Genomic DNA, 24,817 nt, shown 5'->3' with positions numbered 1-24,817 from the left:
AGACCAGAGTGAGCGTTACGCGCCGGCGCTGCGCTCCGGCCTGTTCCATGTGTTGCGCCCGTCTGCTTCGTTGCCACCCGGTTCGCCGACAACGCGATCGCGTCCGGTCGATTTGGCCTTGTAGAGACGCTGGTCGGCCAGCGCAAAGAGATCGGCAAGGCAACGCGTCGTCTCGCTGACCGTCGAGATGCCGGCGCTGACGGTGATGTCGAACCGGCTGGTGCTCGCAGACGTCTTGACCGCTTGCCTGACGGTTTCGCCCAGCAGTCTGGCGAGCGGCTGTGGACGCCAGCAGAGGATGGCGAATTCCTCACCGCCGATCCTGAACAATTGATCTTCGGTCCCGACAAGTTCGCCAAGCAAAATCGCCAGGGCTTTCAGCACCTTGTCTCCCTCGGCGTGGCCGAAGCGGTCATTGATCGATTTGAAGTGGTCGACATCGATGATCAGCAGGCTGAGCGGCCTGGCAGTCCGCAGGCTGGCGGCGACGGCGGCCTCGCCATCGCTGTCGAAGCGCCCCCTGTGCAGGAGGCCGGTGAGGCCGTCGCGACCGACATGCTCGACCAGCGCCTCATAGCGCTCGCGATAAGTCAGCGTGTCGAAAATGTCGGAAAGCCCGCGCGGCGCCGGCACCTGCCGCGCCTCGAACCACCTGATATAGGCGACCAGCATGGTGCTGTAGACCAGGGCCGCTGCCATCTTGGCGAACCAGCCGCCGAAGAACACCGCGACCGGCGCACCGGTGACGAAATGCAGCGCCGTGAAAAAGCCTGCTTGGTCGAAGGTGAGCACGCAGGCGACGGAGACCAGGATGCGGGTGAAAAGCGCCTTGCGCAGATATTTGCCGAGCTTTTCATAGAGCAGGATGATCAGGATGGCGTCGACGAACAGCAGCGTCGTGCCCCACACCATCAGCCAGCCCATCTCGTCGATGAAGCCGATGTCGGGAAGCTTGCCGTCGGGCAGCGGTGCGATGTCGTGCAAGCGCAGGATCAGCACGAGCCCGATCATCAGGGCATTGCCGAGCAGCAGGCCGTAGATGGGCTGGCGGACGGTTGCCGCGTCCTCCTTGATGTAGAGCAGGAGAAGCATGACCAGCTTGCCGGAAAACAGCACAGCCGAACCTGGCGACACCATGCCGAACGGCAGCGCGACGTAGAAGACGCTGGCGAGGTAGGTTTCCAGGAAATGCATGACGCCAAGGGCGCAGACAAAGACGCCGAGGCCGATGCGGCCTCTGAACCGGAAAAGCGTGACCATGATGCCGAAATAGAGAACCGCTTCGGCAAAAAGCAGGAAACTGTTCAGCACGGCCCGATCTCTCCCCCCCGAAATCGCGGCTGCCAGCGATTTCCCATCCAACACTGTTTTGACGCGGAATGGTTAACCCGAGCTTTCGCCCGGGCGCCGGCACGAAATGAAGCGGCTAAGCGATTACGGTGCGACCAAATCCGCCTGGGGCCAAAACTGTTTGCCGTTCGGGGCCGCATCGCTTACATAGCCCCCAACTTCCATTCAATCCGACATCAGTCGACTTTTCAGGGAAAGCGCGCGTGGCACGCCAGTTCATCTATCACATGGCCGGCCTCAACAAGGCCTACGGCACCAAGAAGGTGCTCGAGAACATCCATCTGTCCTTCTACCCGGACGCCAAGATCGGCATCCTCGGTCCCAACGGCGCCGGCAAGTCGACGATTCTCAAGATCATGGCCGGCATCGACAAGGAGTGGAGCGGCGAGGCCTGGCTGGCCGAGGGTGCTACCGTCGGTTACCTGGCGCAGGAGCCGGCGCTCGATCCGAACAAGAATGTGTTCGAAAACGTCATGGAAGGCGTTGCCGCCAAGACCGCGATCATCGAGCGCTACAACGAATTGATGATGAACTATTCCGACGAGACGGCGGACGAGTCGGCCAAGCTGCAAGACGAGATGGACCGGCTCAATCTGTGGGATCTCGAGCAGCAGGTCGAGATGGCGATGGAGGCACTCGGCTGCCCGCCCAAGGAGGCCGATGTCACCAAGCTGTCGGGCGGCGAACGCCGTCGCGTCGCGCTCTGCCAGCTCTTGCTGCGCCAGCCCGACCTTCTGCTGCTCGACGAGCCGACCAACCATCTCGACGCCGAGACGACGGCGTGGCTGGAAAAGCATCTGCGCGCCTATCCGGGCGCGGTGATGATCATCACCCACGACCGCTACTTCCTCGACAATGTCACCGGCTGGATCCTCGAGCTCGATCGCGGCCGCGGTATCCCGTACGAAGGCAACTACACCAAATATCTCGAAGCCAAGGCCAAGCGGCTCAAGCAGGAAGGCCGCGAGGACGATGCGCGCCAGCGGGCGATCGGCCGCGAGCGCGAGTGGATCCAGTCCAGCCCGAAAGCCCGGCAGACCAAGTCGAAGGCCCGTATCCAGGCGTTCCAGGATCTGCTGGATGCGGCCGACAAGCGGCGTCCGAGCGATACCCAGATCGTCATTCCGCATGGCGAGCGGCTCGGCAATGTGGTGATCGAGGTCGAGGACCTGTCGAAGGGCTTTGGCGACACGCTTTTGATCGACGATCTCGAATTCAAGCTGCCGCCCGGCGGCATCGTCGGCGTCATCGGCCCGAACGGCGCCGGCAAGACGACGCTGTTCCGCATGATCACCGGCCAGGAAAAGCCCGATGCCGGCACCATCCGCGTCGGCGAGACGGTCAAGCTCGGTTATGTCGACCAGAGCCGCGACGCACTCGACCCGACCAAGACCGTCTGGGAAGAGATCTCGGGCGGCGCCGAAGTGGTCAGGCTCGGCAAGTTCGAAGCCAACACCCGCGCCTATTGCGCATCGTTCAATTTCCGCGGCGGCGATCAGCAGCAGAAAGTCGGCAACCTGTCCGGCGGCCAGCGCAACCGCGTGCATCTGGCCAAGATGCTGAAGACCGGCGGCAATGTGCTGCTACTGGACGAACCGACCAACGATCTCGATACCGAAACGCTGGCGGCACTTGAGGACGCGCTCGAGAGTTTCGCCGGCTGCGCCGTCATCATCTCGCACGATCGCATGTTCCTCGATCGTCTGGCGACGCACATCCTCGCCTTCGAGGGCGACAGCCATGTCGAATGGTTCGAAGGCAATTTCGAGGACTACGAGCAGGACAAGATCCGCCGGCTTGGGCCCGATGCCGTCAATCCGCACCGCATGACGTATAAGCGGCTGACGAGGTAGGGTCTCGATCCGTTGCGGGCGATCGTCGTTTGGCCTAAATTGATCGGATGGAGTTGCCCATGATCGGTCAAATTGCCGCAAAAAGCCGAGAAGCTGCTGGCCGATATTGCCAAGGCCAGCGGCCGTACGATCGATCAGGTCGCAGTTGAAGCGATCCTCGAAACCATTGAGGATTGGCAGGATGCCAGGATTGCGGAGGAACGCCTGAGGGATGACGACGGCGTACGCATTCCGTTGGAAGAGGTGATCCGGAAGCTTGAACTTCGCGAAGTCGAGGAGCGGCACAAGAAACCTGCCGCTGAATGAGTTGGCAGGTCGAGTTTACGCGAGCCGAAAAAGACATTGAAGGGCTTTCACCGAAGGACTAGCGCCGTGTCCTAGAATTCCTGTATCAAAGAGTTTCTGTGCACCCCAATCCAAGAGCACTCGCCAAACGGCTGACTGGGACCAAGGAAGCTTGGCGGTTTCGCGTCGGCGACTACAGAATCATTGCCCAGTTTCAGGACAGCCGGCTCGTCAACCGTCGCGAGATCTATCGATGAATAACAGCATAGCGGTAAAGGCAAAACCCGACTGGTCCGCCGCACTCTACCTGAAATTCGAGGATGAGCGCACGCGGCCGGCGCGCGACCTCCTAGCGCAGGTGCCAGTGCCGGAACCGCGCCGGGTGGTGGACATTGGCTGTGGGCCGGGCAATTCGACCGAATTGCTGGTCGAGCGCTGGCCGCAGGCACAGATCAGCGGCTTCGATACCTCGCCCGACATGATCGAGAAGGCGAAGGCGCGCCTGCCCGGCGTCACCTTTGCCTTAGCGGACGCGGCGACGTGGCAGCCGGCCGAACCGGTCGACGTGATCTTCGCCAATGCAGTGTTTCAGTGGCTACCGGAGCATCCGGCTGTGTTCCAGCGGCTGATAGGATTTTTGGCGCCCGGCGGCGCGCTTGCCGTGCAGATGCCGGACAATATGGGCGAGCCTTCGCACCGGCTGATGCGGGAGACCGCGGCCGAGATGCCGTTCACTGAAAAGTTCGAGCGTGCGGCCCGCGCGCCGCTGCCGCCTGTCGCGTTCTATTACGACCTTTTGTCGCCATTCTCGGATCGGCTCGATATCTGGCACACGATCTACAACCATCCCCTGGCCGATGCCGAGGCGATCGTCGAATGGGTGAAGTCGACGGGGCTGAAGCCGTTCCTCGATCCGCTCGACGAAGGCGAGCGGCAGCTTTTCCTGAAGCGCTACACGGCCAGGATCGCCGAAGCCTATCCGAAAACGGCAAGCGGCAAGGTGTTGCTGCGCTTTCCCCGTGTCTTCATCGTGGCGCGGCGTTCTAATTAGAAACTCTTAGCTACACCCAAAAACAGTGCATGGCGGATGCTTGACCGGCTTTCGCCGTCATGCGCATCTCGCTGGGGCAGGGATAACGGCCCTCATGGGCCATGGGGGGTGGATGATGACACTGAAAACGCTCATTTTCGGCGGCAGCATTTGTGCGGCCGCGGTGCTCGCCTTCTCGATATCGGCGCAGGCCAAGCGAGCGCGCTGCTTCACCAGCGACGACGGCTATTTCTCCTGCAGCTATCGGGCGCTGGACGATGCCGGCAGCTTTCGCATCTCGGCGCCGGGCTATCCGACTTACGTCCTGGAGATCGACGGACCGGGTTTTGCCTACGGCTATGTCAATCTCGGCCGCCGCAACGTGCCGCTGCCCGGGCAATTCGTGCGCAGCAATGATGATGGTGCCTGCTGGAACAACCCGCAGACCAATACCAAGCTCTGCGCCTGGTAAAGACCCGTTCCAGGGACTTGATTTAAGCCGGCATAAACTGGCTAGGTGCAAAAAGAGGTTGCGCCGAGCTTTTGCGGCGTCGACATGAAGCCGCAACGCCTGCGCACGGGACGAACTGGAAATGCATCGCGTCATCATCAGCGGCATCGGCGTTGAAATCCCCGAAGCGTCGATCACCAATGAGGAGCTCGTCGCCAGCTTCAACACTTGGGTGGACATGGAGAACGTCCGGCGCGAGGTCTCGGGCGAGCCGCTGCTGCAGAAATCGGACAGTGCCTTCATCGTCCACGCCTCGGGCGTCCAGACCCGCCATGTCATCGAACGGGAAGGCATCCTCGACCCGACCCGCATGGCGCCGCGCTTCCCGGCGCGGCCCGACGATGCGCTGTCGCTGGAGGCCGAGTTCGGCATCGCCTCGGCCAGCAAGGCGCTCGATCATGCCGGGCTGAAGCCTGGGGACATCGACCTGGTGATCTGCTCGGCCTCGCACCATCAGCGGCCCTATCCGGCTATCGCCATCGAAATGCAGCAGGCGCTGGGCACGAGAGGCGCCGGCTTCGACATGGGGCTTGGCTGCTCTTCGGCGGCGGCCGCATTGCACATTGCGGTCAATCTGGTGCGGGCAGGGGCGCATAAACGCGTACTGGTGACGACGCCGGAGATCATCACGGGCCACCTCAATTTTCGCGACCGGCAGACGCATTTCATCTTCGGCGACGCGTCCGTGTCGATGATCGTCGAAGGGCTCGCCCAGGGCGAGAAGCGGTCGGGGCGTTTCGAGGTGCTCGACACGCGTGCCTGGACGCAGATGTCGAACAGCATCCGCACCAATCTCGGTTACTATACCCGCGCCACCCAGGACGATCCGTACATGATCGATCTGGAAGGCAATCTGATCAAGCAGATCGGCAACAAGGTGTTCAAGGAAGTCACCGTCGCCGGCCACAAGTTCATCGTCGAATTCCTGGCCGAACACGGGCTGACACCGCAAGCGATCCGGCGCTTTTGGCTGCATCAGGCGAATGCGCGGATGAATGCCATGATCCTGAAATTGTCGTTCGGCCATGACGTCGACCATGACCGCGCGCCGATGGTGCTGGAGCGCCTCGGTAATACTGCCGCCGCCGGTGCCATCATCGCCCTGTCGGAGAACCATGCCGACATGAAGGCCGGCGACTACGGCCTGCTCTGCGCCTTCGGCGCCGGCTACTCGATCGGCGGCGCGCTATTGCGCATGCTTTGACCATTTCGGCGCGAACGGAACCAGCATCGGAACGCGCCGAGCAGAGTCGCATCAGTCCGCTTGATCGGAGCATCAGCGCTTTCGACTGGACCCGATGAGCTGACCGCGGCTAATTGCGCGTATCACGCGAGGAACGAACCCATGCCGGATCTTTTTCCCGAAGCCGAAACTCCGGTCGAGATCGTCCCGGCGCGAAAGCTCACCGCCAGGGTGGCCTCGCTCTATCTCGCACCATTCGATCATTTCGAGACACGGGCGGTGGATAAGTTGCAGCTTGGCTTCGACGGCATTGAAAGCGATTTCCACGCCGGCACGACGCGGCGCTCCGGCGGACGGGAACCCTGGTATCCGCGCGGCACCGAAATGCGCAACGAACGGCAATTGTCGATCGTCGCGGCGGACGAACTGGCAATCGTTGCCGAACGGATGGGCATCGCCGAGATCAAGCCGGAATGGATCGGCGCCAATCTCCTGATCGAAGGCCTGCCGCACCTCTCGATGCTGCCGTCCGGCGCGCTGCTGTTCTTCAAAGGCGGCGCGACTGTCAAGATCGACGCGCAGAACGGGCCTTGCCGCATCGCCGGGCGATCGGTCGCCGAAAATGCCGGGATGGCCGATCACGAGGCCGGCGCGCTGCTGTTCGCGAAAGCGGCGAAGCGTTTGCGCGGCCTCGTCGCCTGGGTCGAGAAGCCCGGCACGATCACGGCCGGCGAGGAGATTTCGGTGCGCGTGCCAGAACAGTGGATTTACCGGGCCTGAAGACTAAAATCTTAGAGGATCAGGGATTGTCTGTTTGTAGTTGGCTGCTGAAACAGCTTCCAATCCATCGCGTTGTTTGGCCGTTTTCTTTGTTCGTCGCAATTTCGTCACCGCAATTCTTGCAACGATAGATGCCGGAATTCGGTGGCTTGCTGCCTGGCGACCATTCGTTGTCGTAAGCAACGCTGTCTTCTTGTGCCGCAAGCTCGGTGTTATCATAACAGTTTCAGGCGTGGCCGCGTTTCATCCGCGCCTGCTTCAGGATGGCGCGCCAGCGGATCATGGCGAAGGGAATAGGCTCGTTGTTGTTGGCAATGTGGAAGATCTCGTTGTTGAGGTTCTTCAGCGAGCGCCAGAAATCATAGTCGGTGATGCGTGGGTCAGCCGCCAGCCTGTCCGCCTCGACCTTGATGTCGGTTTTCATGCACGTTCCCCGAACCGCTGCTGCTCCGCCGCCCGTATCGCAATTCGATGCGGATGGTTTTCCAACGCCGCGCTGAGTCGTTCAACGTCTCAATTCGGCTTGTTCACGTTAAAACCTCGGTAAGGTTAACGGCGGTTGGGTTGCGGTTCAAGCCGGCTTACGACGAATACCGATCGAGCGGCCGGCGCGCTCCGGCATCGGCAGGGCGGCATGGGCGGCGCGCATCGCTTCCACATTGGCAAGGACGTCGGCGGGGAAGGGCGCCACCTTCGGGCCAGCCATGTCGACATGCAGCGACAGCGTTTCAGACGTGGCGGCAAGCCAGCCGTCGACATGGCGGATTTCCTGATAGGCCCTCAGCCGCTTGTCGTCATGGTCGAGGAGTTGGAACGAGACCGTGACCTTGTGGTCGAGATGCAGCTCCTGGACGTAGCAGACATGGACTTCCGCGGTGTAGATGGTCAGCCGCCGTTCCCTTACATAGTCCATCCCCATTCCCATCATCTCGAAGGCTTCGTCGGAGCAACGGTCGAACAGCACGTTGTAATAGGCCATGTTGAGATGGCCGTTGTAGTCGATCCAGGCCTTCTCGATGTCCATGGCGCGAGAGACGAAAGGGGCGGGGATGGGCATCGGAAACTTCCTTCTCGTCATGCCGGGATGGGCGTGGACTGGACAGAGCGTGGTTGGTGAGACTACGCATCCCTAGATGCAGAACAAGGGTGGACGCTGGTCCATTCGCGGAGGAATCGATGGCCCTAAGCGACCTCAACCCGGTCGAACGCAACGAGGAAGGCATTGCCGCCGTGCTCGGCATCCTTAAGGAGCGGCTCGGCGAGCGATTCCAGACCGGCCAGGCGATCCGCGCCCAGCACGCGCACACCACGACCTATATCCCGACGCAGGCGCCGGACGGCGTCGCCTTTGCCGAGACGACGGAGGAGGTGCAGGAGATCGTGCGTGCGTGCGCGGCACATCGCGTGCCGGTGATCGCCTTTGGCGTCGGCTCTTCGCTGGAAGGTCACACCAATGCGCCGGGCGGCGGTATCTCGCTCGATACGTCACGCATGAACCGCATCATCGCGGTCAATCCGCAGGACCTCGATTGCACCGTCGAGCCCGGCGTGACGCGCGAGGACCTCAACCGGCACCTGCGCGACACCGGCCTGTTCTTTCCGATCGACCCGGGCGCCAACGCTTCGCTCGGCGGCATGGCGGCGACACGGGCGTCGGGCACCAACGCCGTGCGCTACGGGACGATGCGTGACAACGTCCTGTCACTGACGGCGGTGATGGCCGACGGCGAAGCGGTGACGACCGGAAAGCGCGCCAAGAAAAGCTCGGCCGGCTACGATCTGACGCGGCTGCTGATCGGCTCGGAAGGCACGCTCGGCATCATCACCCAGCTGACGTTGAAGCTGCAGGGCATTCCGCAGGCGATTTCGGGCGGCGTCTGCCCGTTTCCCAGCGTCGAGGCGGCCTGCAACGCGGTGATCGCGACCATCCAGATGGGCATTCCGGTGGCGCGCATCGAATTGGTCAACGCGCTGCAGATGCGGGCGATGAAGACCTATTCGAAGCTCGACTATCCGGAGAGCCCGTGCCTGTTCGTCGAGTTCCACGGGAGCGATGCCGGCGTTGCCGAACAGGCCGAGACTTTCGGCATGATCGCCGAGGAAAATGGCGGCGGCCCGTTCCTGTGGACCAGCGTCGCCGAAGAGCGGACGAAATTGTGGAAGGCCAGGCACGATGCCTACTGGTCGTCGCTGACGCTGCGGCCGGGCGCCAAGGGCCTGTCGACCGATGTCTGCGTGCCGATCTCGCGCTTTGCCGAATGTGTCACCGAGACCGAGGCGGATATCGCCGAGATGGGCCTGATCGCACCGATCGTCGGCCATGCCGGCGACGGCAATTTCCATGTGCTGGTGCTGATGGACGTGGACGACCCGACGGAGATCGCGCTGGCGGAAAAATTCGTGGCGCGGCTCAATATGCGCGCCATCGCCATGGACGGCACCTGCACTGGTGAGCACGGCATAGGGCAGGGCAAGATCGGCTTCCTGCGGCATGAGCTCGGTCATGGCGTCGACATCATGCGCACGATCAAGCAGTCGCTCGACCCGCTGAATATAATGAACCCCGGCAAGATATTGCCGGCCGAATAGTGGAAGAAGATCCAGACGGTCCCTGGCTTGACCGCACCACCATTTGGACCGAGACTCCAAGGACCCGAGAGGCAGGCAGGCGTCACAGACGGAGGAATGGTGTCGTGGCGATTTCACGCAAGGAAGAGGCTCGGGCGCTGAGCGCCGACGAACATGCTCTCGTCGAGAAGTCGCACCATCCAGCGGTACAGCATCTTGCCGACGCCGAACTCGCCAGCCTGGTCAAGCTCCTAAGAGAACGGCGCGACAAGGCCCAGACCGAGGCGCATCGCCGCCGCCGCGAAATGCGCGGCAAGGGTGCGCCAAAGGGCGCAGGCGCCTCGAAGGCCGATGAAGGTTCGCAGTTGAAGCTGGCGGTTCTGGCGATGACCATGCGGCGGCTCAATGGCGAGGCCGAACGCCGCCGCCAGTTGGCAGCGCGTGTTTCGCTGGTCGAGAATGCACGCAAGGCGCTGTCCATGAAGCAGGGCGCTGCGGCAGACGGTCCCGAGTTCAACACGCCCACCGCGCACAAAGGCATGCGCGCGATCGTGAGCCGGCGGCCCGAGAATCTGATCCGGCCGATGGAACTCGGCCGGCAGCGGCAGGCGGCAAAGGTGGCGCAGGCAAAGCGCGACGCACGCTGAGTTTTCTTGGCCGCCTTCTTTTGCCCTGGACGCCTGTCTGGCGGGAATTGCCTCTTTATCGACACGCTGATGCGGGTAGAGTGCGGCTGATTTTCAATCAACCGCTTCGGAGTCATGCTCGCACGCCTGTTCGTGATCTTCGGTGGGCTTCTCGTGCTGGTGCTGTGTGCGGCGCTGGTGGTGCCGTACTTTGTCGACTGGACGGGTTACCGTGCCGATTTCGAGCGCGAGGCGAGCGCCGTTCTTGGCCGCAGGGTGACCGTGCGAGGCGATGCAACGGCAAGGCTGCTGCCATTCCCCTCGGTGACCTTTTCCAACGTCGCCGTTGCCGGCGGCCCCAACGGCCAGCCGGCGATGACCGTCGAAACCTTTTCGATGGATGCAGAACTCGCGCCATTCCTGCGCGGCGAGGTGCTGATCTTCGACATGCGTCTGGTGCGGCCGAAGGCGATGATCGACATCGCCGCCGACGGCACGGTCGACTGGACGATACGACCGTCCTCGCCCTTCGATCCTGGCCAGATCTCCATCGAGAAGCTGACGGTGACGGAAGGACAGATCGCGCTCAGCCACGCCGCAGGCGGGCGCAGCCATCTTATTTCCGAGATCAACTCGACGATCTCGGCCAAGTCGCTGGCCGGCCCCTGGCGGATGGACGGCTCGCTGTTGCTGGACGGGTTGCGGACCACGATCGCCGCTTCCACCGGCAAGGCCGAGCCGGACGGGCAAATGCGGCTCAGGCTCAAAGCCGATCCAGATGCCTATCCGCTGATCATCGAGACCGATGGCAATGTGGGCCTCGTCGAGGGCGCCGCCGTCTATTCGGGTCAGTTCAAGATATCGGACGCAGACCAGACTGTAGCGCAGTTGCGCGGCACCGACGGCGAGGCAGTGAAAGTCAGCGCCGGCAAACCGGACCCGGGCTTCAGGCTGAACGGCAAGTTTTCGCTCGACCACCAGGAGCTCGGCGTCGACGAGTTCCGCTTCGAGACCGGACCGCTCGACAATCCCTACACCGCCGATGGCAAGGCTGCGGTCGACCTTGGGCTGAAGCCGCATTTCTCGATCGAGGCCAATGGCGCGCAGGTGCAGTTCGACGAGGCAGTGGGGGCGGCGGCCGGTGCCGGATTGACGCTGTCCGAGCGGGCGGCGGCGCTGGAGCAGGCGCTGCTCGATCTGCCGAAGCCGACCATACCGGGCATGGTCGAGGTGAAACTGCCGGCGGTGGTGGCAGGCGACACCACGGTTCGCGACGTGCATCTGTCCGCCGAACCGGCCGAGGGCGGCTGGGCGGTGAAATCGCTGGCCGCCACACTGCCCGGCCGCGCCAAGCTGGAAGCCAATGGCATGGTCAGCGTCGAGGATCATTTTGGATTCACCGGATCGCTGCTTCTGGCTGTGGCGCAGCCCTCCGGCTTTGCCGCCTGGCTGTCGAAGGACGTCGACGAGGCGATCCGCCGCTTGCCGGCCGCCGGCTTCAAGGCAAAAGTAGATTTGAGTGAAAAGCACCAGGCCTTCAGCGATCTCGAACTCATCCTCGGCAAGGCGAAGTTCTCCGGCCGCATCGATTCCGCCCAGCCCGAAGACACAAGGCCATCGGTGCTGATGCAACTGGAAGGTGGCGAACTCGACGTCGATGGACTCGCCGCCTTCGCCTCAATCTTCGTCAGCGACAAGGGAGCCAACCGCTTTTCCGACCGCGACCTCGATTTCCAGATCAAGGCCGGGCCGGTCAGCGCAGGTGGGTTGACCGCCGATAGCGTCGACACCGCGCTTAGATTGCGCGACGGGCTGCTTGAGATCGACCGCCTGTCGGTCGGCGGACTTGCCGGCGCCTCTATCAGCGCCACCGGCCGGATCAAGGACTTCCCGGCGAGCCCGACCGGGAAGCTCGACGCCTCGGTGGTCGCCGTCGACCTCAAGCCGCTGATCGACGTCGCCGTCCGGCATTATCCGGACAATGCGGTGCTGAACGGGTTGGCGGCGCGGGCCGCTGCCTATCCGGAGCTGTTCCAGGATGCGCGTATCGACGCCGTCACGAGTGCCGCAGACAATGGCGACGGTACGACGGGACTGGCAATGAGCGCACAGGGCAGGGCCGGTGGTTCGGCCTTTTCGGCGTCGCTGTCCGGCAAAGGGGCGCTCGACCGGCCCCTCGAAGCGCCGGTGACGTTGACCTTCAATGCCCGGAACGCCGACGCCACCGCACTTCTGGCGCTTTACGGGTTGCCGGCGCTGCCACTCGGCATGCTCGGCGAGGCGACCACCGACGTCTCGGCCAAAGGCACACTTGGCGGCGGCCTGGCGACACGCTTCAGCCTGGCCGGCAACGACTTCAAAGCTGGTTTCGACGGGACAGTTGCCGACACGCCTCAGGGCGCGGCCGCCAAGGGCAAGGTCAGCCTGGAAACGGCCGACATCGAGCCATGGCTGATGACGACCGGCGTCGGCCTGCCTGGCATGGGGACCGGCATGTCGACGTCGCTTGCTGCCGATGCCGACTACGGCAATGGTCTTTTGGTGCTGAGCGGCCTCAACGGCGCCGTCAACGAAGCGGCGGTTTCCGGTGACGTAAATATCGACGTCAAGGAGGGGCTGCCGCATCTTGCCGGCGCGCTGTCGCTGGACGAGCTGGACCTCGATCCGATGGCGGTGATGCTGTTCGGCGACCAGGCCTTCCTCGTCAATGACGGGGCCTGGCCGACGGCACCGTTCAGCCAGAAATCCAGTTTGCCATTTACCGCCGATCTCGATCTGACGGCGGCGTCGCTTGCCGCCGGCTCGCTTGCCACCGCCTATGACGCTGCGCTTTCGCTGCAGCTCGACCAGGAGGGCATCCGTGTTTCCGACCTCAAGGCAAAATTCCTCGGCGGCGAGTTGAGTGGCCTGTTCGAGCTCAAGAACAATGACGGCACCGGGCTTTTCTCCGGTCAGATGAAACTCGCCGGCTCCGATCTGGCAGCCGTGCTGCCGGAGGCCGGTTTCAGCGGAAGCGGCGATTTCTCGACGGCGCTTTCGACCAGCGGCAAATCGGTCGACGCGATGGTCGCGGCGCTGTCCGGTTCCGGCACGGCGACGCTGAAGGGCATGACCATTGCCGGCTTCAATCCCGATGCCTTTGGCGCATTCATTGCCAAGGCCGACGCGATAGGGCGCGATATCGACGCGTCGAAGACTGCCGGCTTTGTGCCGCAGATCGCCGCGGCGGGCAGTTTTCCGGCGCAGGACACCGATATTGCCTTCACCATCGCCGGCGGCACGCTGAGGGCGCAGCCGGTCAAATTCGAAAGCCCGGGCGCGACGCTGTCCGCCGACATCACCGCCGATCTGAATACCAGCACCGTCGATGCTAAGGGCGAGATCGCCTACCGGCCCGGCGACGAGGCGCTGGTCGGCTCCGAACCGATTTTGAATTTCAGCGTCGACGGGCCGTTCGGCGCCATCAAACGGCAGTTCGACAGCGAGCCACTGGCACAGTTCCTGACCCAGCGTGCGCTGGAAAAGGAGCAGCAGCGGGTCGAAGCCATGCAAGCCGCGCTGCTCGAGAAACAAAGGCTGCGGCGTGAGGTGCGCTACTACGCTGCCCTGCAAACCGAGCGTGAAAGAGCGGCGGAGGAACTGCGCAGGCAACAGGAAGCAGCGCGGCTGAAGGCCGAGGCCGACGCCAAGGCAAAGGCCGAAGCTGAGGCGCAGGCCCAAGCCGAAGCGGAGGCGAGGGCGCAGGCTGAAGCCAAGGCGAAGGCTGAAGCGGACGCTAAGGCACAGGCCGAAGCCGAGGCTCAGGCCCAAGCCGAAGCGGAGGCCAGGGCGCAGGCTGTAGCCAAGGCGAAAGCGGATGCAGCGGCGAAGGCCGAAGCCGAGGCCAGGGCGAAAGCCGAGGCGGCTGCAAAGGCCAAAGCGGATGCCGAAGCCAAAGCCGAGGCGGCGCAACAGGCTGCCGAGGAAGCAGCGCAGGCCGAAGAACAGCAACGCCAGAGGGCGGAAGAGGCGTTGCGGATCGCCTCGGAAGAGAAGGCAAAGCTCGACGCCGAACGCAAGGCCGCGGCGGAGCAAGCGCAGAAAGCAGAACGTGCGCCACCGGCCGCAAATAACGTGCCACCCTCAGTGCCGCCCCCGCCAAAGCTCAAGTTCGATCCCTCGTCGATCGACGATCTGCTAAAATCGCTGAATGGCGGGTGACGGCGCATCCCTTATGCGCCGCGTCCAGCAAGCAAGCGCTTCAGCATCGGCTCGATCCGCCCGAGTTCGTCGAGATGAGCGGCTGACAGATCGGCGAGACTGTCGTCGGCGCGGTCGGTCAGCCGCAGCAGCACGCGGCGGTGGTCCTCCTCGTCGTGGTCCCTCGCGACGAGCCCGGCTTCGCAAAGACGGTTGCCTATCCGGATGAGTATCTCGAGGGCCCCTCCGACAAGCTGCTGATGGCGAACGTGTCCCATTTGCCCGTCGTCACGCGAGAAAATGCGCGGCTGGTGGGCTATGTCGGCTGGAAGGACCTGATGCGTGTCAGATCGAAGAAGCAGGCCGAAGAACGCGACCGCTCGGCTTTGCTGGGCTTCCGTATCCGGCGCAGGAAACAAAATAGCGTTGCCTGAAGGCTACAACTTGCGGCGCTTGGCCCAGTCCAGCACATAGAGCCTGAGCGCCGAGGAGAGGTTCGCATCGCGCGGGCGGCTCTCGTCGATTTCGGCGACAAGCGCGGCGAGCGTCAATTTTCGCGCGGCCGCGATGGCGACCAGGTCGTCGTAAAAAGGCTTTTCGAGCGAATAGCTGGTGCGGTGGCCGCGAATGGTGACCGAGCGCTTTTCGACCGGGCTCACGCGACCGCCCTCACACTTCAAGCATCGGATTTGTCCGAATCGCCCGATTTTTCCCGGCGATGACTGGCGACGAATTTGTCGGCCTTGTCGGCGATCAGGCGGTCGCGATCCCGGCTGGTTTTGGAACGGCCATGCAGCGCCCGGTTCTGTTCGGCCAGGCGCTCCTTCTCGGCTCGCGCCTTCTGCTTGCGTGCCTGACGGAGATTGACGATCTCGGCCATGTCACGCCGCCCGTCGGGTCACTTCTTGCGGAAGGCGTCGAGCGACACCACGTCGGCCCCCTTGGCGCCGGCGTCGGCCGCGGCAGGCTTCTTTTCCGCCTCAGCGGTTTTCTTCTTCGTCTCAGGCTTTTTCTCGGCGACGATGGCCAGCGGCTCGGGAGCAGGCTTGGCCTTTGTCTCCTGTTCAGCCGGGGTATCCGTCTTGACGTCGAATTCGAGCTCGAAGTTGACGGACGGATCGTAAAAGCCGCGTACGGCCGAGAACGGGATTTCCAGTTTCTCCGGCACGTCGGAAAACGACAGCCCGACCTCGAAGCCGGTGTCGCTCACCTTCAGGTCCCAATATTGGAACTGAATAACGATGGTCATCTGTTCGGGATAGCGTTCGCGCAGCCGCGAAGATACGCGCACGCCCGGCGCGCCGGTGAGAAATGTGATGAAGAAGTGATGGTTGCCTGGGAGACCGGTGCGCGCGACCTCGGCCAGGACCTTGCGCATGACGCCGCGCAACGCCTCCTGGGCCAGAATGTCGTAGCGGATGTGGTCGTCGGCCATGTGGCTGTCGGCTTCCGTTGAATCGTCCTGATAGCTGTAATCAAGCTTGAGCGCGGCGTAAACCGGATATAGATCGCCGGGGTGCGGAAGCGAAGCCTGTTGGCGACGATTTGATCGCCAAACGGCTTGATCGTCAAGCGCTGGCGAGCACGCCCTGTTTGCTTGCCCGGACCACATGCTGCCGCTTGCCGAAGGCGCGCAGGAAGGTGCGCACGCCATTTGTCGCCGATTGCACCACCTCGTCCTCGGTCGGTGTACCGCCGAGCATGAACGTCGTCTGCAACTCGGCATTGGCAAGCGCCATGAACTGGCGCGCTGCGACATCGGGATCGTCGATACCAAGGAAGCCGGCATGAGCGAGGCGGGCGAAACGGGCGGCGATCGCCGGCCATGTCCTGCCCGGTCCTTCTTCGCGCCATTCGGCGAAGAGCTCGGGGTAGCGCTCGCCCTCGCTCTGGATCAGCTTGCGCAGGAATTTTCCGTCGCGGTTGCAGATGCAGTTGTGGTTCATCCGGACGGCAAAGGCGATGAGGTCGGCCTCGAGATCCTTCGGTCGATCGGGAAAAGTGGAGATCGTGGCAAAGATGCCGGCATTGCAACGTTCGGTGAGGTCGCGAACGATAGCAACGAAGAGTTTTTCCTTGTCGCCATGATGATTGTAGATGGTCTGGCGGGAGACGCCGGCTTCGGCGGCAATCATGTCGATATTGGCACCGGCGAAGCTTTCGCGGCAGAAGACCGAGGCGGCGGCGTCGACAATTGACATCCGCTTGGCCTCATGGCCCCGCGGCGGGAAAATGTCAGGAGAAACGTTGGCCTTCATGCAAAACTATATAGAGGTGGTTGACGAATTAGACAAGCCTGTCTAAATTTGTGGACTAATACGAGGGGGTTTCGTTCCGCAGAAGAGTCGGAACTCCACGGGATGGAACGTCCTAGGGTTACACGCCGGCCCGCGGCGGCAACCAGAATTCGAAAGAGCCTGCTATCATGAACGCCAAATTCCTCCGCATTGCGGTCGTGCTCGGCCTATTGTCCGCCATCGGCCCGTTTGCCATCGATATGTATCTTCCGGCCTTGCCGTCGATCGGCGAGGATCTGCATGCCGGCACCGCCGCGGTGCAGATGAGCCTGCTGATCTTCTTTCTTTCCATGGGCTTCGGTCAGATCGTCGTCGGACCGATCTCCGATATGGTCGGCCGCAAGCTGCCGCTCTATGGCGGCCTGGCGCTGTTCATGGCCGGCGGCGTCGGCTCGGCGCTGGCCCCGTCGATCGAATGGCTGATCGCCTTCCGCTTCCTGCAAGGGCTCGGCGCCAGCGCCGGTATGGCGGTGCCGCGCGCGATCGTGCGCGATCTGCACACCGGCACCGAAGCCGCCAAGCTGATGTCGCTGTTGATGCTGGTTTTTTCGGTGTCGCCGATCCTGGCGCCGCTGACCGGTAGCCAAATCATCGAGAACTTCGGCTGGCGCGCCGTGTTCTGGACGGTGACGGGCGCGGCTGTGCTCGCCACCATCCTGCTGGCGACCTCGCTCAAGGAGACGCGGCCGGTCGAGGAGCGCGCCGGGTCGTCCTTCGGGACGGCACTTTCCGGCTACCGCTTCCTGATGGGCGACCGCAACTTCCTTGGCCTGACGGCCATCGCCGGCTTCGGCATTGCGAGCTTCTTCGTCTATCTGTCGAGCTCGTCCTTCATCCTGATCGACCATTACGGGCTGTCGCCTTCGGTCTACAGCGTGTTCTTCTCGATCAATGCGGTTGCCTTCATCGGCATGTCGCAGCTGACCGGGTTGCTGTCGGAGCGGTTCGGGCTGCAGCGCGTGGTACGCGTCGCGGTGACCGGCTATGCGACGACGATGGTGGTGTTGTTCGCGGTGATGGCCTCGGGTGTCGACCGGCTCGACGTGATGGCGGCCCTGCTGTTCGTCGGCTACGGTTTCCTCGGCCTGGTTATCCCGACCACGTCGGTGCTGGCCATGGAAGAGCATGGTGAGATCGCCGGCACGGCGTCGGCGCTGATGGGCACGCTGCACTTCGCCATCGGCGCGGTCGCCATGGGTGTCGCCGGCGTGTTCTTTGACGGCACGCCGCTGCCAATGGTGGCGGGCATCACGCTCTGCGCGGCGATCTCCTTCACGCTGGCCAAGGTAACGCTCGGCCGCAGCCGCGAAGCTGCGGAAGCGCCGGCGGAGTAAGCTTCTCCTAGCGAGACAAAAAAGGCCGGGCGATGTTCCCGGCCTTTTCACGTTTGCGATCCCGGTTCAAAGCAGCCTATGCCTATATGACGGGTTCAGGACATGCAGCTTCGACATCTCAAGACATTCGTGGCGGTCGCCACCACCTTGAACATCACACGCGCCTCCGAGCGGGTTCATCTTGCCCAATCGAGCGTGACGGAACAGATCCAGGCGCTGGAAGCCGATCTGGGCACGTCGCTGTTCGACAGGTCACGGCGTGCCTTGAAGCTGACGGCGGCGGGACAGCGCCTGCTGGACTACGCAAACGATCTCCTCGACCTCGCGGACGAAGCCCGTTCCGCTGTCGCCGACGCGAGCGGCACGGTTGCCGGTCGCCTGACTGTCGGCGGCCTGGAGACGCTTTGCGTTACGCGCTTGCCAGCCTTGCTGAGCGAATTCCACCGGCGCTATCCAGACGTGGAACTGAACCTCCAGGCGGACGATAGCGGCCGGTTGCGTGCCGGCGTGGCCAGCGGGGCGCTGGACGTGTCTTTGCATTTCGGGGCCGCCCCGGTGGCGGCGCCGGAGCTGCGAAGCGAGCAGGTGGCAGAAGAAGAGCTCGTCATCATAATGCCGGCAAATCACCGGTTGGCCGGATATTCTGCCATAACGCCCGACGATCTGGCTGACGAGGCCTTCCTCGTCCCAGCCCGGTTGCGTCTACAGGTGGATGTTCGACGAAACGTTTGCCGCAACGTTGCCTGACCGTCCAAAACTGGTCGGCGAGTTCGCCAGCATGGGCGCGATACGGGGCCTTGTTGCAGCCGGTCTTGGATGCGCGCTGGTCCCACGTCTCGTGGCTTCTGCAGCTGATGCCAATATCGTCGTGCTGCCTTGGGTTGGAAGCAGCCCGGTGACGCCGGTCACCATGGTATGGCGCCACCGGCGCATTCAAGCGCCGGTCTTGCGGCTGTTCCTCGCAATGGTTCGCGAGGTCTGGCCATCACTAGACCAATCGCTGGCCACCATCGACATCAAGCACGGTTCCGGTGATGAAGCCGTTATGCATCAGGGACGTGATGGCTTGAGCGATGTCGGCTGCCCGGCCGATCCGGCCGACGAGCAGACGCTTTGCCATGGCGTCCGGCGCGACCGTCTTTCCGCTGCCGACGACGGCATCCCAAATCGGCGTGTCGACCCAGCCCGGCGAGACGACATTGACGCGGATCGGCGCCAGTTCGACGGCAAGCGCGTAGGCGAGTGAGCCAAGGGCTCCATTAACGGCTGCCACCACCGAGCCTTTCGCCGCCGGACGATAGGCGGCGATGCCCGAGGTCAGCGTGATCGACCCCCTGGGCGTCAGACGAGGCGCGCCGTGTTTGGCGAGAAGAAGCGGCGCGACGACTTTGGAATCCATCACTTTCCGCGCTATCGAGACGTCCATCTCGGGAAGCAACACATAGACGCCGATGATGTCTGCGGCGGTCGAGACGATGTGGTCGAGCGTACCGACGTCCTCGAACAGGCGCTGGACCTCGTCCTCGCTTGTGACGTCGGCTGCGATCGTCCTCAGCCTTTCCGGGTGAGGCAAGTGCTGCCGTGCGGCCGACAACCGGTCCTCGGAGCGGCCGACGATCGTAACCTCGGCGCCGGCAGCAAGCTGCTGTTCGGCAAGCGACAGCCCCATGCCGGAACTGCCGCCAACGATCAGGATGCGTTCGGGTTTTGGCGTGGTTTCCTGGTTCATCTTATCTCCATCAGGTAGCTCGCGGGGCGTGACCGACACGCGGCGAGAAACTGAAGCCTTGTTCGACAAAGGCAGGGGAGAAGGGAAACGGGAAGATACGAATGCTGCCATCGGAGGTTCCGATGATCGAAAGCCCTTGGATTTCGCCTCAGCCTGAGACGCCTCAGCCTGAGACGTTGACGATGCGCGATTTTCTGTGTAGCAGCGATCATCATGAAGATCGCAATGGTTCTTGCAGTGGTAGGAAAGCGCACGGGCAGGATGGTGTAACCATCCGGCGACAGCCACCCGTGCGCGACAAACAGGCTCCCGACGGGGCCTTTTTTATGCCCGCAATTCTTCTTACGCCCGATTTCGGCGATGCCCCGTCAACCCATCCTCATCACGCTACGGGACAGAACCATGACAAGCGATAATTCCATTCAGGATACGAGCAACCGCATGACAGGAGCGGAGATCGTTCTCCGCGCACTCAAAGACAATGGTGTGGAGCATATTTTCGGCTATCCCGGCGCGGCTATTTTGCCGATCTATGACGAGATATTCCAGCAGGACGACATCAAGCATATCCTCGTGCGCCATGAACAGGGCGCCGGCCATGCCGCCGAGGGTTATGCCCGGTCCACGGGCAAGGTCGGCGTGATGCTGGTCACGTCAGGCCCAGGCACGACGAATGCCGTGACGCCCCTGCAGGACGCACTGATGGATTCAGTGCCGATCGTCTGTCTGTCCGGACAAGTGCCGACAACATTGATCGGCTCCGATGCCTTTCAGGAATGTGACACGATCGGCATCACGCGATCCTGCACCAAGCACAACTCTTTGGTCAAAGACGTCGATGACTTAGCGTCAGCGATCCATAGGGCGTTCCACATCGCCCAGTCGGGGCGACCGGGGCCTGTTCTCGTCGACATGCCAAAGGACGTTCTGTTTGCGTCCGGGATGTACACGCCGCGTTCGGACGTTGCTGCGCTGAAAAATTATCAACCGAAGCTGCAGGGCGACATCAACAAGATCGGCCAGGCGATAGCGCTGATGGCCAATGCCAGCCGTCCCGTTATTTATGCCGGCGGCGGCATCGTCAATTCCGGCCCGAAAGCATCGACATTGCTCCGGGAGCTGGTTCAACTGACCGACTTTCCGGTCACCTCGACGCTTATGGGCCTTGGAGCTTACCCCGCCTCCGGCAAGAACTGGCTCAAGATGGTCGGTCTGCATGGTTCCTATGAGGCGAACATGGCGATGCACGATTGCGACGTCATGATCTGTATCGGCGCGCGCTTCGATGACCGCGTGACCTCGCGTGTGGATGCTTTTTCGCCCAACTCCAGGAAGATCCATATCAATATAGATCCGTCCTCGATCAACAAGAACGTCCACGTCGATATCGGCATACAAGGCGATGTCGGCAATGTTCTGGGTGACATGGTTCGTCTATGGCGCGCATTATCTCAGAAACCGGATGGAAGCCGCCTTCAGGACTGGTGGAGAAAGATCGCCGGCTGGCGCGCACGCAATTCGTTCTCCTATGAGATGAACAACGACGTGATCATGCCGCAATATGCGGTGCAGCGCCTTTACGAGCTGACGAAGGATCGCGACACATACATCACCACTGAAGTCGGCCAGCATCAGATGTGGGCGGCCCAATTCTACGGCTTCGAAAAGCCGAACCGCTGGATGAGTTCGGGCGGCCTGGGGACGATGGGTTACGGCCTGCCGGCGGCGCTCGGCGTGCAGATCGCTCATCCGGACAGCCTCGTCATCGATATCGCCGGCGACGCGTCGGTTCAGATGACCATGAAAGAGCTGTCGACGGCAGTCCAGTACGACGCGCCGATCAAGATATTCATCCTGAACAACGGGTATATGGGCATTGTTCGCCAGTGGCAGCAAATCCTTCATGGCAACCGCCTCGCGCATTCCTATTCCGAGGCCTTGCCCGATTTTGTCAAATTGGCCGAGGCGTTCGGAGCGGTCGGCCTGCGCTGTGACAAACCAGCCGACCTTGACGATGCGATACAGGAAATGATCGACGTGGACCGGCCGGTGCTCCTCGACTGTCGTGTTGCCAAGCTCGCCAATTGTTTTCCGATGGTCCGGACGGGCAGAGGGCACAATGAGATGCTGTTGCCCGATGAGGCTACTGGTGAAACATTCGCCGGTGCGATCGACGCGGTCAGCCAGGGGCTGGTATAAACGCCGCGGCGTCTTGAGCGTATCAGGGCGCATAAAAAGCCCAGCCGGCGAGGCCTGCAGCTGCACATATCAAAAAAGGAAGAAATGGAGGTTTCTGTTGCCAGGTACCTCCGAACCCCGCCTAGAAGTGCGAACCACTAGGGCTTGAATTGAAGCTATCGCACCGCTTACGCGGCGAGACGTGCTTCCGCATAGTTGTCGTTGGCAACTATAAGTTTAGCCCGATAACGGTGGTACAATGCCGGGCAAAAGTACGATCTTTACACCTTCGTCGATCCTATTTCGCCCCCAGCAAAAGCCGCTCTTGAGCAGCGGTTTTTGGTGGAGGCGCCGGGTACCGCCCCCGGGTCCGAACGGCTTATTTCATCGCCTGTTTATCACCATAGTCGGTCGAGCCGACGAGGCGAATATAGGGACTGGCGGTGGAAAATGAAAGGCCGGAATGCCACTTTCGTCCGTGTCAAAGTGGATCATCAAGGGGTTGACTTGCAGCCGGTCTCAACCGAAGCTTTGCGGCGGTGAGGAGACCCAGCGCACAGTTGCGGCAGCGCGCCACAATCCTCATCGACCGGATCCCGTGGCGCCGACGAGGGGAAATTCGATGGCCGATTATCTCGCAGACGTAAAAAAATATGATGCGGCGGCGGATGCCGACGCGGTCGCCAAGATCGTCAAGCATCTGGGCATCGCGCTCAGGAACCGCGATTCCTCGCTGGTGTCCTGCACCGACCCGGAGGAACTGAAGCGCGTCAGGAACAGCTGGGTCGCTGGCAAGCTCGGTGTCACCGACGGCGCCAAGGCGGATGCGGCTATCGAAAAGACCTGCAAGGCGATGGCGGCCGACAACAGCAAGAACCGGGTGACGTTCTATTATCTTGTCGCCAAGGATCTGGGCATGCTCGGCTCGCTCTGAACAAACTCGCCGCTGATGCTGGCGAGGCTTCTGCTGGAATTGTCTCGCTTTGCTGTGTTCGGCCGACGGTCATTCGGCTATGATGGCTGACAACCCGAATCGGACCGGAGCCGATGCGCCAGTATCTCGACCTTCTGAAGCATGTGCTGGAAAACGGCGCAGATCGCGGCGACCGTACCGGCACCGGAACACGCTCGATATTCGGCTACCAGATGCGCTTCGACCTGGCCCGCGGCTTTCCGGTCACCACCACCAAGAAGCTGCACCTCAAGTCGATCATCCATGAGCTTTTGTGGTTCCTGGCCGGCGACACCAACATCAAATATCTCAACGATCACGGCGTCTCGATCTGGGATGAGTGGGCCGACGAGAATGGCGATCTCGGCCCGGTCTATGGCAAGCAATGGCGTTCGTGGCCGGACGGCCATGGCGGCGCCATCGACCAGATTGCGAATCTTCTGAAGGAGATACGCAAAAATCCTAACTCGCGGCGGCTGATCGTTTCGGCGTGGAACCCTGCCGAGGTAGAGGCCATGGCGTTGCCGCCCTGCCACTGCCTGTTCCAGTTCTATGTTTCGGAAGGCAAGCTTTCCTGCCAGCTCTATCAGCGCTCCGCCGACATCTTTCTCGGTGTGCCCTTCAACATCGCTTCCTATGCGTTGCTGACGCTGATGGTGGCGCAGGTGACCGGATTGAAACCCGGCGATTTCATCCACACGCTCGGCGACGCGCATCTTTACTCGAACCATTTCGAGCAGGCGCGCGAACAATTGCGGCGTACGCCCAAGGCGTTGCCGACGCTATGGATCAATCCCGAGGTGAAGGATCTCTTTGCCTTCGGCTTCGAGGATTTCCGGCTCGACAACTATTTCGCCGACGCGACGATCAAGGCACCGATCGCGGTTTAGCACCCTACCTGACTGTGCATATCGAAATTGCCTACTGCGGCTACGCCCTCGGACGTTGTCAGCATCCATCTTGATCGACCGACGTCTGTGGTGCGCGCAACAGATTCCATGCGATATTTTCTTCGACCTCGATACCGCTGTATCTAAAGGAGGTTATCGCAGGCGGAGAAAACCGCAGCTCAGAATGCCGTCGCCTGGTAAAGAGCCTTTCCTTGTTATGTTCACATGGATATATCGATGGACGGCTTCGGGCGATCCGAGACGAGGAGAGTTCATGCTGGCGCGCAAAGGTTCGACGACGATTGCCATCGCGGGTCTCGCTGCCATGCTGATGGCCGCGGTGCCGGCGGCCCATGCCGATGACAAGGTGGTCGTGTTTGCCGCGGCGAGCCTGAAGGACGGGCTCGATGCCGTCAACAAGGCCTGCGAGGCCAGTGTCGGCGAGGCGGCAACCATTTCCTACGCGGCGAGTTCGGCGCTGGCCAAGCAGATTGAAAGCGGCGCGCCGGCGGACGTGTTCATCTCGGCCGATCTCGACTGGATGAAATATATTTCCGACAAGGAGCTGACCAAGCCCGACACCGAAGTGAAATTGCTCGGCAACCAGATCGTGCTGATCGCGCCGCAGGATTCCAAGGTTGAAACCAGGATTGAAAAGGGTTTCGATCTTGCCGGGCTCGTGGGTGACGGCAAACTTGCCATGGGCGATTTCAAGGCGGTGCCGGCCGGCAAATACGGCAAGGCGGCGCTCGAATCGCTCGGTGTCTGGTCTTCCGTCGAAGGCAAGGTGGCGCAGGCCGAGAATGTGCGCGCCGCCCTAAAGCTGGTGTCGACCCGCGAGGCAGCACTCGGCATCGTCTATGCCACCGACGCGCATGCCGAGCCTGGCGTGAAGGTGCTCGGCACTTTCCCCGACAATACACATCCGCCGATCATCTATCCGGTTGCCCAGCTTGCGGATTCGAAGGGCAAGGATACCCCGGCATTCCTGAAATGCCTGCAATCCGCCAAGGCTGGCGAACTCTTCAAGGCGCAAGGTTTTACCGTGCTTGCGCCGAGCAACTGACGAACG

General features: G+C 62.2%; 25 protein-coding genes, 1 other RNA gene and 1 pseudogene. 17 read left to right on the top strand and 10 right to left on the bottom strand.

Annotation, left to right across the window (positions count from 1 at the left end; all coding sequences use genetic code 11):
* Positions 1 to 15: 15 nt before the first annotated feature.
* Positions 16 to 1,311, bottom strand: a complete 1,296-nt coding sequence (locus NKH43_RS24540; RefSeq protein WP_352860219.1) for a GGDEF domain-containing protein — start codon at positions 1,309 to 1,311, stop codon at positions 16 to 18.
* A 242-nt stretch (positions 1,312 to 1,553) separates the two neighbouring features.
* Here NKH43_RS24540 and ettA point away from each other — a divergent pair, with 242 nt between their 5' ends.
* From ettA to NKH43_RS24510, 6 genes are all read left to right on the top strand, one after another.
* Positions 1,554 to 3,203 carry an energy-dependent translational throttle protein EttA gene (gene ettA, locus NKH43_RS24535; protein WP_352860217.1) on the top strand — a complete coding sequence of 550 codons (1,650 nt, stop codon included), beginning with the start codon at positions 1,554 to 1,556 and terminating at the stop codon, positions 3,201 to 3,203.
* Positions 3,204 to 3,275: 72 nt separating this feature from the next.
* Positions 3,276 to 3,509: a DUF6290 family protein gene (locus NKH43_RS24530; RefSeq protein WP_352860215.1), complete on the top strand. Its 234-nt coding sequence runs from the start codon at positions 3,276 to 3,278 to the stop codon at positions 3,507 to 3,509.
* A gap of 232 nt (positions 3,510 to 3,741) precedes the next feature.
* Positions 3,742 to 4,539: a trans-aconitate 2-methyltransferase gene (gene tam / locus NKH43_RS24525; protein ID WP_352860213.1), complete on the top strand. Its 798-nt coding sequence runs from the start codon at positions 3,742 to 3,744 to the stop codon at positions 4,537 to 4,539.
* Positions 4,540 to 4,651: 112 nt separating this feature from the next.
* Positions 4,652 to 4,990 carry a hypothetical protein gene (locus NKH43_RS24520; RefSeq protein ID WP_245278656.1) on the top strand — a complete coding sequence of 113 codons (339 nt, stop codon included), beginning with the start codon at positions 4,652 to 4,654 and terminating at the stop codon, positions 4,988 to 4,990.
* A gap of 121 nt (positions 4,991 to 5,111) precedes the next feature.
* Complete coding sequence (locus NKH43_RS24515; protein WP_352844480.1) at positions 5,112 to 6,233, top strand: beta-ketoacyl-ACP synthase III; 1,122 nt, start codon at positions 5,112 to 5,114, stop codon at positions 6,231 to 6,233.
* A gap of 141 nt (positions 6,234 to 6,374) precedes the next feature.
* Positions 6,375 to 6,992: an MOSC domain-containing protein gene (locus NKH43_RS24510; RefSeq protein WP_352860211.1), complete on the top strand. Its 618-nt coding sequence runs from the start codon at positions 6,375 to 6,377 to the stop codon at positions 6,990 to 6,992.
* A gap of 226 nt (positions 6,993 to 7,218) precedes the next feature.
* On the opposite strand, the gene NKH43_RS24505 is transcribed toward NKH43_RS24510, so the two are convergent.
* Both NKH43_RS24505 and NKH43_RS24500 read right to left on the bottom strand, forming a co-directional pair.
* On the bottom strand, positions 7,219 to 7,416 hold the full coding sequence (locus tag NKH43_RS24505; protein WP_023676715.1) for a hypothetical protein: 198 nt from the start codon (positions 7,414 to 7,416) through the stop codon (positions 7,219 to 7,221).
* A gap of 147 nt (positions 7,417 to 7,563) precedes the next feature.
* Positions 7,564 to 8,049: a thioesterase family protein gene (locus tag NKH43_RS24500; protein WP_023720828.1), complete on the bottom strand. Its 486-nt coding sequence runs from the start codon at positions 8,047 to 8,049 to the stop codon at positions 7,564 to 7,566.
* Between the two features lie 119 nt (positions 8,050 to 8,168).
* On the opposite strand from NKH43_RS24500, the gene NKH43_RS24495 reads away from it, so the two are divergent.
* From NKH43_RS24495 to NKH43_RS24485, 3 genes are all read left to right on the top strand, one after another.
* Positions 8,169 to 9,581 carry an FAD-binding oxidoreductase gene (locus tag NKH43_RS24495; protein ID WP_352860210.1) on the top strand — a complete coding sequence of 471 codons (1,413 nt, stop codon included), beginning with the start codon at positions 8,169 to 8,171 and terminating at the stop codon, positions 9,579 to 9,581.
* 104 nt (positions 9,582 to 9,685) lie between these two features.
* Complete coding sequence (locus NKH43_RS24490) at positions 9,686 to 10,207, top strand: hypothetical protein (RefSeq protein ID WP_352860208.1); 522 nt, start codon at positions 9,686 to 9,688, stop codon at positions 10,205 to 10,207.
* A gap of 114 nt (positions 10,208 to 10,321) precedes the next feature.
* Positions 10,322 to 14,386 carry an AsmA family protein gene (locus tag NKH43_RS24485; protein ID WP_352860207.1) on the top strand — a complete coding sequence of 1,355 codons (4,065 nt, stop codon included), beginning with the start codon at positions 10,322 to 10,324 and terminating at the stop codon, positions 14,384 to 14,386.
* Positions 14,387 to 14,397: 11 nt separating this feature from the next.
* Here NKH43_RS24485 and NKH43_RS24480 read toward each other — a convergent pair whose 3' ends face one another.
* The gene (locus tag NKH43_RS24480; protein WP_352844476.1) at positions 14,398 to 14,643 is read right to left on the bottom strand and encodes a winged helix DNA-binding protein; all 246 of its coding nucleotides are present in this window, start codon (positions 14,641 to 14,643) and stop codon (positions 14,398 to 14,400) included.
* On the opposite strand from NKH43_RS24480, the gene NKH43_RS24475 reads away from it, so the two are divergent.
* Positions 14,527 to 14,799 carry a CBS domain-containing protein gene (locus NKH43_RS24475; RefSeq protein ID WP_245278655.1) on the top strand — a complete coding sequence of 91 codons (273 nt, stop codon included), beginning with the start codon at positions 14,527 to 14,529 and terminating at the stop codon, positions 14,797 to 14,799. The two genes, NKH43_RS24480 and NKH43_RS24475, sit on opposite strands and share 117 nt — an antisense overlap.
* Positions 14,800 to 14,802: 3 nt before the next feature.
* On the opposite strand, the gene NKH43_RS24470 is transcribed toward NKH43_RS24475, so the two are convergent.
* The 4 genes from NKH43_RS24470 to NKH43_RS24455 all read right to left on the bottom strand — a co-directional run bounded on the left by NKH43_RS24470 (position 14,803) and on the right by NKH43_RS24455 (position 16,623).
* Positions 14,803 to 15,024, bottom strand: coding sequence for a ribbon-helix-helix domain-containing protein (locus NKH43_RS24470; RefSeq protein WP_023720823.1), 222 nt, complete (start codon positions 15,022 to 15,024; stop codon positions 14,803 to 14,805).
* 17 nt (positions 15,025 to 15,041) lie between these two features.
* The gene (locus NKH43_RS24465) at positions 15,042 to 15,245 is read right to left on the bottom strand and encodes a DUF4169 family protein (RefSeq protein WP_023720822.1); all 204 of its coding nucleotides are present in this window, start codon (positions 15,243 to 15,245) and stop codon (positions 15,042 to 15,044) included.
* A gap of 18 nt (positions 15,246 to 15,263) precedes the next feature.
* Positions 15,264 to 15,800 carry an SspB family protein gene (locus NKH43_RS24460; protein WP_023676707.1) on the bottom strand — a complete coding sequence of 179 codons (537 nt, stop codon included), beginning with the start codon at positions 15,798 to 15,800 and terminating at the stop codon, positions 15,264 to 15,266.
* A gap of 133 nt (positions 15,801 to 15,933) precedes the next feature.
* Complete coding sequence (locus NKH43_RS24455; RefSeq protein WP_352860205.1) at positions 15,934 to 16,623, bottom strand: TetR/AcrR family transcriptional regulator; 690 nt, start codon at positions 16,621 to 16,623, stop codon at positions 15,934 to 15,936.
* A 167-nt stretch (positions 16,624 to 16,790) separates the two neighbouring features.
* Between NKH43_RS24455 and NKH43_RS24450 the strand changes: the two genes are divergently transcribed.
* The 3 genes and pseudogenes from NKH43_RS24450 to NKH43_RS24440 form a co-directional block, all read left to right on the top strand.
* The gene (locus NKH43_RS24450; protein ID WP_352860203.1) at positions 16,791 to 17,996 is read left to right on the top strand and encodes a multidrug effflux MFS transporter; all 1,206 of its coding nucleotides are present in this window, start codon (positions 16,791 to 16,793) and stop codon (positions 17,994 to 17,996) included.
* A 129-nt stretch (positions 17,997 to 18,125) separates the two neighbouring features.
* Positions 18,126 to 18,743, top strand: coding sequence for a LysR family transcriptional regulator (locus NKH43_RS24445; RefSeq protein ID WP_352860201.1), 618 nt, complete (start codon positions 18,126 to 18,128; stop codon positions 18,741 to 18,743).
* Positions 18,709 to 18,918 (top strand): annotated as a pseudogene (locus tag NKH43_RS24440) (LysR family transcriptional regulator substrate-binding protein); the annotation flags it as partial. The gene NKH43_RS24445 and the pseudogene NKH43_RS24440, both read left to right, overlap by 35 nt.
* Positions 18,919 to 18,984: 66 nt before the next feature.
* Here the strand turns inward: NKH43_RS24440 and NKH43_RS24435 are convergent.
* The gene (locus NKH43_RS24435) at positions 18,985 to 19,725 is read right to left on the bottom strand and encodes an SDR family oxidoreductase (protein ID WP_352860199.1); all 741 of its coding nucleotides are present in this window, start codon (positions 19,723 to 19,725) and stop codon (positions 18,985 to 18,987) included.
* A gap of 402 nt (positions 19,726 to 20,127) precedes the next feature.
* On the opposite strand from NKH43_RS24435, the gene NKH43_RS24430 reads away from it, so the two are divergent.
* A complete protein-coding gene (locus NKH43_RS24430) occupies positions 20,128 to 21,924 on the top strand; it encodes an acetolactate synthase 3 large subunit (protein WP_352860198.1) in 1,797 nt (598 codons plus the stop codon).
* Positions 21,925 to 22,007: 83 nt separating this feature from the next.
* Here NKH43_RS24430 and ssrA read toward each other — a convergent pair.
* Positions 22,008 to 22,363, bottom strand: a transfer-messenger RNA (tmRNA) gene (ssrA, locus tag NKH43_RS24425).
* A 162-nt stretch (positions 22,364 to 22,525) separates the two neighbouring features.
* Here ssrA and NKH43_RS24420 point away from each other — a divergent pair.
* The 3 genes from NKH43_RS24420 to modA all read left to right on the top strand — a co-directional run bounded on the left by NKH43_RS24420 (position 22,526) and on the right by modA (position 24,811).
* Entirely contained in the window at positions 22,526 to 22,837 is a 312-nt protein-coding gene (locus tag NKH43_RS24420; protein ID WP_352860196.1) for a DUF2853 family protein, read from the top strand.
* 113 nt (positions 22,838 to 22,950) lie between these two features.
* Complete coding sequence (locus NKH43_RS24415) at positions 22,951 to 23,745, top strand: thymidylate synthase (protein ID WP_352482986.1); 795 nt, start codon at positions 22,951 to 22,953, stop codon at positions 23,743 to 23,745.
* 274 nt (positions 23,746 to 24,019) lie between these two features.
* Complete coding sequence (gene modA / locus NKH43_RS24410) at positions 24,020 to 24,811, top strand: molybdate ABC transporter substrate-binding protein (RefSeq protein ID WP_352860194.1); 792 nt, start codon at positions 24,020 to 24,022, stop codon at positions 24,809 to 24,811.
* The last annotated feature ends 6 nt before the right edge of the window (positions 24,812 to 24,817 follow it).

The organism is Mesorhizobium sp. M1163, from assembly GCF_040318415.1.
Taxonomy (GTDB): domain Bacteria; phylum Pseudomonadota; class Alphaproteobacteria; order Rhizobiales; family Rhizobiaceae; genus Mesorhizobium.
This window is presented reverse-complemented; position numbering and strand designations above follow the sequence as displayed.

What these genes read in the sequence shown, in the direction of transcription:
- NKH43_RS24415 (WP_352482986.1), top strand. Translation starts at nt 22,951, where the DNA reads ATGCGCCAGTATCTCGACCTTCTGAAGCATGTGCTGGAAAACGGCGCA.
- NKH43_RS24505 (WP_023676715.1), bottom strand. Translation starts at nt 7,416, where the DNA reads ATGAAAACCGACATCAAGGTCGAGGCGGACAGGCTGGCGGCTGACCCA.
- NKH43_RS24450 (WP_352860203.1), top strand. Translation starts at nt 16,791, where the DNA reads ATGAACGCCAAATTCCTCCGCATTGCGGTCGTGCTCGGCCTATTGTCC.
- NKH43_RS24430 (WP_352860198.1), top strand. Translation starts at nt 20,128, where the DNA reads ATGACAAGCGATAATTCCATTCAGGATACGAGCAACCGCATGACAGGA.
- NKH43_RS24465 (WP_023720822.1), bottom strand. Translation starts at nt 15,245, where the DNA reads ATGGCCGAGATCGTCAATCTCCGTCAGGCACGCAAGCAGAAGGCGCGA.
- NKH43_RS24510 (WP_352860211.1), top strand. Translation starts at nt 6,375, where the DNA reads ATGCCGGATCTTTTTCCCGAAGCCGAAACTCCGGTCGAGATCGTCCCG.
- NKH43_RS24455 (WP_352860205.1), bottom strand. Translation starts at nt 16,623, where the DNA reads ATGAAGGCCAACGTTTCTCCTGACATTTTCCCGCCGCGGGGCCATGAG.
- tam (WP_352860213.1), top strand. Translation starts at nt 3,742, where the DNA reads ATGAATAACAGCATAGCGGTAAAGGCAAAACCCGACTGGTCCGCCGCA.
- modA (WP_352860194.1), top strand. Translation starts at nt 24,020, where the DNA reads ATGCTGGCGCGCAAAGGTTCGACGACGATTGCCATCGCGGGTCTCGCT.
- NKH43_RS24495 (WP_352860210.1), top strand. Translation starts at nt 8,169, where the DNA reads ATGGCCCTAAGCGACCTCAACCCGGTCGAACGCAACGAGGAAGGCATT.
- NKH43_RS24520 (WP_245278656.1), top strand. Translation starts at nt 4,652, where the DNA reads ATGATGACACTGAAAACGCTCATTTTCGGCGGCAGCATTTGTGCGGCC.
- NKH43_RS24500 (WP_023720828.1), bottom strand. Translation starts at nt 8,049, where the DNA reads ATGCCCATCCCCGCCCCTTTCGTCTCTCGCGCCATGGACATCGAGAAG.
- NKH43_RS24460 (WP_023676707.1), bottom strand. Translation starts at nt 15,800, where the DNA reads ATGGCCGACGACCACATCCGCTACGACATTCTGGCCCAGGAGGCGTTG.
- NKH43_RS24435 (WP_352860199.1), bottom strand. Translation starts at nt 19,725, where the DNA reads ATGAACCAGGAAACCACGCCAAAACCCGAACGCATCCTGATCGTTGGC.
- NKH43_RS24420 (WP_352860196.1), top strand. Translation starts at nt 22,526, where the DNA reads ATGGCCGATTATCTCGCAGACGTAAAAAAATATGATGCGGCGGCGGAT.
- NKH43_RS24480 (WP_352844476.1), bottom strand. Translation starts at nt 14,643, where the DNA reads ATGGGACACGTTCGCCATCAGCAGCTTGTCGGAGGGGCCCTCGAGATA.
- NKH43_RS24485 (WP_352860207.1), top strand. Translation starts at nt 10,322, where the DNA reads ATGCTCGCACGCCTGTTCGTGATCTTCGGTGGGCTTCTCGTGCTGGTG.
- NKH43_RS24515 (WP_352844480.1), top strand. Translation starts at nt 5,112, where the DNA reads ATGCATCGCGTCATCATCAGCGGCATCGGCGTTGAAATCCCCGAAGCG.